This is a genomic window from Salinivirga sp., assembly GCF_035268865.1.
Classification (GTDB): domain Bacteria; phylum Bacteroidota; class Bacteroidia; order Bacteroidales; family Salinivirgaceae; genus Salinivirga.
Map to the genome: position 1 here is coordinate 21795 of NZ_DATFKB010000202.1, position 6759 is coordinate 28553.

The window sequence follows — 6759 nt, forward strand, 5'->3', positions numbered from 1 at the left end:
GGGAAAAATGATGATGCTGGAATGGCTTTCCAAAAACTGGGTTGAGGTAACAGCTGCAATTCTTGGTGTGATATACCTTGTACTGTCAATCAAACAAAATATCTGGTTATGGTTTTTTGGCTTGTTGACAAGCGTATTGTATATATACGTTTTTTTGACCAGTAAATTTTATGCCGACATGTCGCTTCAGGTATACTATGTAGTGATTAGCATTTATGGTTGGATGCATTGGCAAAAAGGCGGCAAAGTTACAAAGGAACTCCCTGTATCGAGTAGTGGCAAAATGCTGATGAGCTGGCTTTTGGGCTCCTGGATTATTTTATGGATCGGCATGAGTGCTTTTCTGATGTACCAAACAGACTCCGATGTACCAATTGGAGATGGTTTTACCACTGCAGGAAGTATTGTAGCAACCTGGATGCTTGCCCGTAAAATTAAAGAGCACTGGATCTTTTGGGTCATTATTGATCTTGTTTCACTCATTTTGTACATCGAAAAATCGCTTTTTGCCACTTCCGGGTTATTCCTGATTTACACTACAATGGCAATTGTAGGATATATAGAATGGCAACGGGATTATAAAAAACGACCTGTAAAGCAAATCTTACGCAGGTTTAAACTACAAAGACAACATCTACACCATGAATCATAAAGGTACCCGTATAGCGATAGTAGGCCCCGAATCGACCGGAAAAACCATTCTTGCACAGAAACTTGCAGAATACTACAAAGGCAAATGGATTCCGGAATATGCGCGCGATTACATAGAAAAACTCGAACGCCCTTATAAATTTTCCGATATAGAGCACATCGCCCGGTGGCTGATTGATGCTTACGACAATTGCCAGGATGCGGCCTATCCTGTTTTCTTCGATACCGAAATGATCATTACCAAAGTATGGTTCGATGTGGCTTTTGGAAAGTTGCCCGACCAGATGGAGAAATGGCTAAAACATATGAATTTTGATGCATTTTTGCTGTGCTACCCCGACTTACCGTGGGAACCTGACCCCATTAGAGAAAATGGCGGCAAAATGCGGGAAATACTTTACCATCGCTATCGTACCGAAATTGAAAAACTGCAAAAACCTTATCAAATTATAAAAGGACATGGCGCTGAACGCATGGCCAATGCATCAAAAGCATTGAATAAGTTGACCGGCTTGCCTGACTTAACCAAAACAATTAAAGCCGACCACAGCTTAAAAGCATTGTTATAATAGGCTCAGATGCTGTATTTCTTTACTGATTTTTCTCCAAAATGGAATAAAATCTGATAACCTTTATGAACTAAAAAACCGACAGAACCACACCAAGAATAATACACGCCAAAATGAGCAGATAAGTATAAAAATTGCCGAAATTCAGCGTCCAACCCCGGTAACGATCCTGTTTTGGCACCACCACTCTTTTATCTTTTGGGTCATAGTAAAAGATACTCAACTTATAATTATCAGGGTCGAAAATCTCTTTTTCAAGATTATTTTTCATGGATTTTCAGTATTTATAAAATTCACAATTGCTTCGATAAACCGTTCGTTTACTTCGAGCGATGGATCCGTGTATGATTCAATATTTTCCTGCATGCCACCTTCAATGGTTTTAAATATGTGATTCATATTTTCGATCTCTACATAATCAACCTGTTCGCGCCCCCCTGCCAACAATTGACCCTCGTTCCTGTCTATTTGAATATCTTTGCTGCCTTGCACTACCAGTGCTGGCGTTTCAAGGTTTTTAATCAGGCTAACCGGATTGTATTTAAACCAGCTAATAAGGTAAGGTTGCACAGATGATCTGAAGAGCGCACCCATTTGAGGAGGCACATTCTCAATCAGGTGTCCGTTTTTCAAACTGTCAATAATTTGCACTACCGACTCAAAATAATTTTTTGGCAGTTTCGGTTTCAGCTGTTTTTTTAAAATCACATCTGCACTATTTCCGGCACCACCAACTGAGATAAAGCCACTCACATCCATATTCTGCAGTGCAATAAGACCAATTAGTGAACCCTCACTATGTCCTATCACATAAATATCTGAATACTCATTTTTTTGTAAGTAATCAATTATTAATTTTAAATCCTTTGCATATCGATCAATAGTTAAGTCGGACTCGTGAAATTCAGTATAGGTACTTTTTCCCACACCTCTTTTATCGAACCTTAAAGTTGCGATCTGTCGATCGACCAAAGCCTCAGAGAGGTATTTCAAACTATTATTTTGGATCTGAGGCTGATTACCGTTGATATCTGTTGGGCCCGAACCGGCTACGATTACTGCCATTGGCGGATTATCAATATTGGTCGGCTCTGTCAATACAGCATGTAAAGACAAGTCTGAAAGCTGAATTGAGACAGTGTCAGTCCTCAACCCTGACTTTTGAGCCATCACTAAAGATGAAATCAATAAGGTTAGAAAAACAATTGCGACTTTTCTCATTTTACATAAATTTTATTAAGTGTAAATTTAAAAATGCAGAAATAATAATTGCAGCGATTAAAGAACCAATAAAAAGGAATATGGATATGGGTTCTTTTAAATTGGCAGAAACTTTAAATGCATTATACATTAATGTTATAAGCCAAATGGTCATTAAAACAACAAAAATAATCAGGCAAATAGCAATAATTATAGCTCCATCACTCAGTTGTATCGGCTCACCCTGATTCATTAAATGATACAGAATATAATCGCCAAAACGCGTCATAGCATCTGAAAACCCTACAAGAGCAGCTAACAAATACGGACTTCTGGCCAGTGCTTGTGTTCCGAAAACATCAATTACGCGAACTTTAGATTTAGAGAAAATAATGGATACCAAAAATAACAAAACACTGACTACAATCCAGTTTAACAAACTCTGAATAATATAATACCCTACTGTATAGTCGGTTCCAAGTTTTACTGAAATCACATCCGGAAAATGTGTATGGCTAAAAAAACCAATTAAAGAAGTAAGCACAATAAGCACAACTCCAATTGCCAGAGCATAACCACCTGCAATATATCTGAATGGATTAATGAGTTTTCTTATCATAACATTTCTTTTTGTATGTGCCCAATTTTCCCAATCAACTCATCAAGCATATTTCTTACAGTAGGATAACTCAGCTTTAATTTTTGAGCCATTACTTTCAGACTGCCACTACTCTGAACAAAAGCCACTATAAATTCCTGCTCTTTGGCATCGAGCTTTAAGAGCAAAGGTAAACTGTACATTCCATTAATATTTGTTCCGCAAGCATCACAATGCAAGCTTTGAACCTTCAGTTCCGAGTCACAACTCGGGCACAAAATCGGCAGCTTCTTTTCCATAATTCATAATTTACACAAACAATATTACAAGTTAAAATTAACTTTTACAATACTTTTATTAATTTTATTAAATTATTATTTAACTTAATTAATTAATCCTTTAATTTATTTAATCCAGCACCATCTCATCAACAATTAGCAACGGCACGAATTTTGAACAACATCCTTAAGCACTTAAACATCTCTAAAAGCCAATTTTTTTTGTCTAAAGTATTACTTACACGAAAGTTTTTCAGATTATAAAAATCGCCAAAAGCCTCACTAATAACAACGAACGGGAATTTTCCAACTGCAACATTTTATTATTTTTGTGAATAAATTTTTCAAAACATATGCAATACCGCAACCAATTAAACAAAAAGGTATCTGAAGAATACTTCAATACGCTGAAAGGGCTGATCACCAAAGTGGTTGCGCGCTATATTGCAAGAGGAGCAATACCACGAAGAGAAGAGGCAGATGTAGAAACTGCAATAATTGAAAAGTTTTTACTCAAACAAGAGCAAATAGACAGCGCATTTCAGGGTAAAGCAAAAGTCACGACTTATTACATTGCTGTAATAAATCGTATGTGCGCTGAGGTAATCCGGAAAGAACAAAAGCATTGGTACTCATTAAGTGAGCATGATGACAAAAATATTCTTAAGGATTCCACAGTAAGTTTTGACGCCGCAAAACAAACTCTGGTAAAAGAAGAGCTTAAAAGATTTAGAGCAACATTAATGCTTTTCAATGGTTCAAGTGCCAAAGTATTACTTTTTTTAAAGTTCTATTATGATATACCGATAATAGAACAGGAAATTCGGAATTATGCAGGAGACAAAACAGGAAAAGCACAAAAAATTATTGAAAAGCGTAGCGAATTATCAAAAGCACAGATAAACCAAAATCTGGCAGAGTTGGTTTTATTGGTTGAAGGCAAAGAAGTAGGTGGCGATGCTGTGAGAATGTGGATCAACAAGCAGATAGATACGCTATTACGCAGGTTAAATGGCCAAAATAAGAGTTTCCACAACAAAGAAACTATTGGTGTGATGCTTGAGATGCAATACAATACAGCTTAATACGCAATACAAACAAAAATACATTGATCATGCAAAATGAAATACAACATTTAAATCCGGAGCAAATTGCAAGTATTGCTGATGCTATCAACAACAATACTTACGAACAGCTCCCGGAAGGCTGGCGTATGCATTTAACCGAATGTGATCAATGCGCAGAAGAAGTAATCAATGTGGCAGAACTCTCATCTGACACTGGAGTTATTGAGATACCATTCAAAAACAATGACACACCCCAGGTGCCACGAACTTTGAGCGGAAACAATACAAAAATACTTTTTGGCGTAGCCGCAGCAGCTGCCATTATAGCTTTTGCCCTGATTTTAAACATACCCTGGAATAATGAAACTGACCTGCATGATATGCAGCAAAAGCAGGGACTTGCAAAATCTGAAAATAACGAAATAAAGGACACAACATCTGACAGCACTGTTTCAAAAATAGAGATACAAAACGAAGAACCTGCCCTTGCTAAAGCTGAGGTAACCGAGCACAAAAATAAGACTGATAAAAAAGCTACAAACAATAAGCTTTTAGCCTATTATGAGCCAAATCCCAAACTTGAAAGAATGTATAAAAACATGCAGGGCGGTTACCGTGGAGAAAGCATTGAAGTAATTACAAACGCTGAAATGCAGTATAAAAAAGGAGCTGTACTCGAGTGGAAAAATCCCGATAACAACACACTGTATGTAGAAATATTCAATAATAACGGTGAAGAAGTGCGCAGAAAAATCACCACAGAAAACAAATATAAACTCCCCGAATTAAACCCCGGCCTATATTACTGGAAACTAATTGGAGAAAACTTTGACTTACTATTTGTAGGCAAAATTATTGTGAATTAGCAGTCATTTTCACCAATTAAACAACAGTTTATAATACTATAATCCAGATCAATTTCAAAGCTTTTAATATCCACCTCTGAGTTAAGCAGGTGCTGACTACTCATTTTAACCTTTACTCAACAGCTGGCTACAGCGCTTTTGCAGAAACCTTTTCCACACAAGAAGACAGAACAAACCACCTGGTTTTTCATTAAAATCACAGGGTAATCGTTATTTGGAGATTTCACAACTTTTGTAATTTCTTCAGACTAATAATTCAAGGTGCCGATAAGCTATTCAAAAAAATTAAAAAAACTCAAACTCCTACTATACAGAAGCGTAGTAGTGCAATCGATCTTTTTGCAAAAAAAAAACGATTCACAGTATTTCAAATTCCTAAGTTCATGCAACCAATACTTCAGAAACAACTAAAAACTCATTCAAGTTGAATTTTAAATTTATATCATTATGAAAATTAAAAATTTATTACTATTCGTTCTTATTGTAGCATTTTCGATTCCGGCTACAGCTCAATTAAGAGCACCTTTTAAATCAGAGAGTACAGGAATAAGATTTGTACAACTTCCTACAGCAAAGAAGAAATTCAGTACGTTAACCATTAAAACAACCCAAAAAGCAAGAGCTGGCGAGAAAGTAGCAGAGGCCACAAAAAAAGCTTCGGCAGCGGCCGCCAAGTTTGGGGTTTCAATCGAAGATAATAGCGGGATGCTCGCCGACAAAGAAGCTGCAGAACGCACATATAATTTAATTCCTGAAATATTCCCTACTGAAGGTGATCTGTTACTTGAAGTATTTTTCTACGACAAAAAACTAATTAAAACACCATCCGAGCCCCTTAAATTTTATGATGGAGCCGAATCTGAAGTGAAAGTTGAGTATAAACTTTACAGCATGCCCGGCAAAAAACTCATAGAAGAAGCAGGACCATTTTGGGTAGCAGGTAAAGGAAGTTCAACAGCAGGTCCATTGCAGTCAAGAGAAGACCTTTATAATGATCGCGTGAGAATTTCCAGAGGCTGGGCAAAAAACGAAATTATGCGCAAGTACGCATTGAAACATGAATATGTACCCATTGAAGTTTATACGATCAGAAAACTAAAAGGTACTGATGACGACAAGCAAGAAGAGGCACAGGAAAAATTCCTTGAGCTTGCCAGAAAATTCAGAACTCAACAAGGTGAAGCCGAGTTTGAAAAAGGAGTAAATGAGTGCATTGCCATTTGGGAAGGTCTACTTAAAAAATACCAGCCCGGAAAAGATGCAGCTGTAAACGACAGAAGTGTATTCGCACTTTACTACAATCTTGCTACAGCCAATTACTTGCTTGGCAATATGAGCAAAGCAGACGATTATGCCAACAAAGGGGCAAAAGCAACAGCCATTGACTGGAAACCAGTTAAAAATAATAAGGGGGAAGTTATTGGTCGTAAAAGATCAGGCATTGTGCATGTGACAGAAGATATTTTTCACAACCTTAAAGCTGACATGAATGTATATTATGATGGATTAAAAGCACACAATCCTAAGTTT

Annotated in this window: 9 protein-coding genes; 5 read left to right on the top strand and 4 right to left on the bottom strand. The window is 37.0% G+C overall.

Going from position 1 to position 6759, the window contains the following annotated elements:
- Positions 1-10: 10 nt before the first annotated feature.
- Together pnuC and VJ937_RS12135 are read left to right on the top strand one after the other, a co-directional pair.
- Positions 11-652: a nicotinamide riboside transporter PnuC gene (gene pnuC, locus VJ937_RS12130; RefSeq protein ID WP_324067468.1), complete on the top strand. Its 642-nt coding sequence runs from the start codon at positions 11-13 to the stop codon at positions 650-652.
- Entirely contained in the window at positions 642-1220 is a 579-nt protein-coding gene (locus tag VJ937_RS12135; protein ID WP_324067470.1) for an ATP-binding protein, read from the top strand. Before pnuC ends, VJ937_RS12135 begins: the two co-directional genes overlap by 11 nt.
- A 70-nt stretch (positions 1221-1290) precedes the next feature.
- Here VJ937_RS12135 and VJ937_RS12140 read toward each other — a convergent pair whose 3' ends face one another.
- Genes VJ937_RS12140 through VJ937_RS12155 form a run of 4 tightly spaced genes read right to left on the bottom strand, consistent with a single transcriptional unit; the run spans position 1291 to position 3317 of the window.
- Positions 1291-1491 (bottom strand): DUF5808 domain-containing protein, encoded by a 201-nt coding sequence (locus tag VJ937_RS12140; protein WP_324067472.1) that lies wholly within the window; start codon positions 1489-1491, stop codon positions 1291-1293.
- Positions 1488-2441, bottom strand: a complete 954-nt coding sequence (locus tag VJ937_RS12145; RefSeq protein ID WP_324067474.1) for an alpha/beta hydrolase — start codon at positions 2439-2441, stop codon at positions 1488-1490. Before VJ937_RS12145 ends, VJ937_RS12140 begins: the two co-directional genes overlap by 4 nt.
- Position 2442: 1 nt before the next feature.
- A complete protein-coding gene (locus VJ937_RS12150) occupies positions 2443-3039 on the bottom strand; it encodes a hypothetical protein (protein WP_324067476.1) in 597 nt (198 codons plus the stop codon).
- Positions 3036-3317 (bottom strand): DUF2089 family protein, encoded by a 282-nt coding sequence (locus tag VJ937_RS12155; protein ID WP_324067478.1) that lies wholly within the window; start codon positions 3315-3317, stop codon positions 3036-3038. The genes VJ937_RS12150 and VJ937_RS12155 overlap by 4 nt, the downstream gene beginning before the upstream one ends.
- Positions 3318-3649: 332 nt before the next feature.
- Between VJ937_RS12155 and VJ937_RS12160 the strand changes: the two genes are divergently transcribed.
- The 3 genes from VJ937_RS12160 to VJ937_RS12170 all read left to right on the top strand — a co-directional run.
- Positions 3650-4381 (top strand): hypothetical protein, encoded by a 732-nt coding sequence (locus VJ937_RS12160; protein ID WP_324067480.1) that lies wholly within the window; start codon positions 3650-3652, stop codon positions 4379-4381.
- Positions 4382-4410: 29 nt separating this feature from the next.
- The gene (locus VJ937_RS12165; RefSeq protein WP_324067482.1) at positions 4411-5229 is read left to right on the top strand and encodes a hypothetical protein; all 819 of its coding nucleotides are present in this window, start codon (positions 4411-4413) and stop codon (positions 5227-5229) included.
- 447 nt (positions 5230-5676) lie between these two features.
- A partial coding sequence (locus VJ937_RS12170) for a hypothetical protein (protein WP_324067484.1) occupies positions 5677-6759 on the top strand: 1083 nt, incomplete at its 3' end.

What these genes read in the sequence shown, in the direction of transcription:
- pnuC (WP_324067468.1), top strand. Translation starts at nt 11, where the DNA reads ATGATGCTGGAATGGCTTTCCAAAAACTGGGTTGAGGTAACAGCTGCA.
- VJ937_RS12135 (WP_324067470.1), top strand. Translation starts at nt 642, where the DNA reads ATGAATCATAAAGGTACCCGTATAGCGATAGTAGGCCCCGAATCGACC.
- VJ937_RS12140 (WP_324067472.1), bottom strand. Translation starts at nt 1,491, where the DNA reads ATGAAAAATAATCTTGAAAAAGAGATTTTCGACCCTGATAATTATAAG.
- VJ937_RS12145 (WP_324067474.1), bottom strand. Translation starts at nt 2,441, where the DNA reads ATGAGAAAAGTCGCAATTGTTTTTCTAACCTTATTGATTTCATCTTTA.
- VJ937_RS12150 (WP_324067476.1), bottom strand. Translation starts at nt 3,039, where the DNA reads ATGATAAGAAAACTCATTAATCCATTCAGATATATTGCAGGTGGTTAT.
- VJ937_RS12155 (WP_324067478.1), bottom strand. Translation starts at nt 3,317, where the DNA reads ATGGAAAAGAAGCTGCCGATTTTGTGCCCGAGTTGTGACTCGGAACTG.
- VJ937_RS12160 (WP_324067480.1), top strand. Translation starts at nt 3,650, where the DNA reads ATGCAATACCGCAACCAATTAAACAAAAAGGTATCTGAAGAATACTTC.
- VJ937_RS12165 (WP_324067482.1), top strand. Translation starts at nt 4,411, where the DNA reads ATGCAAAATGAAATACAACATTTAAATCCGGAGCAAATTGCAAGTATT.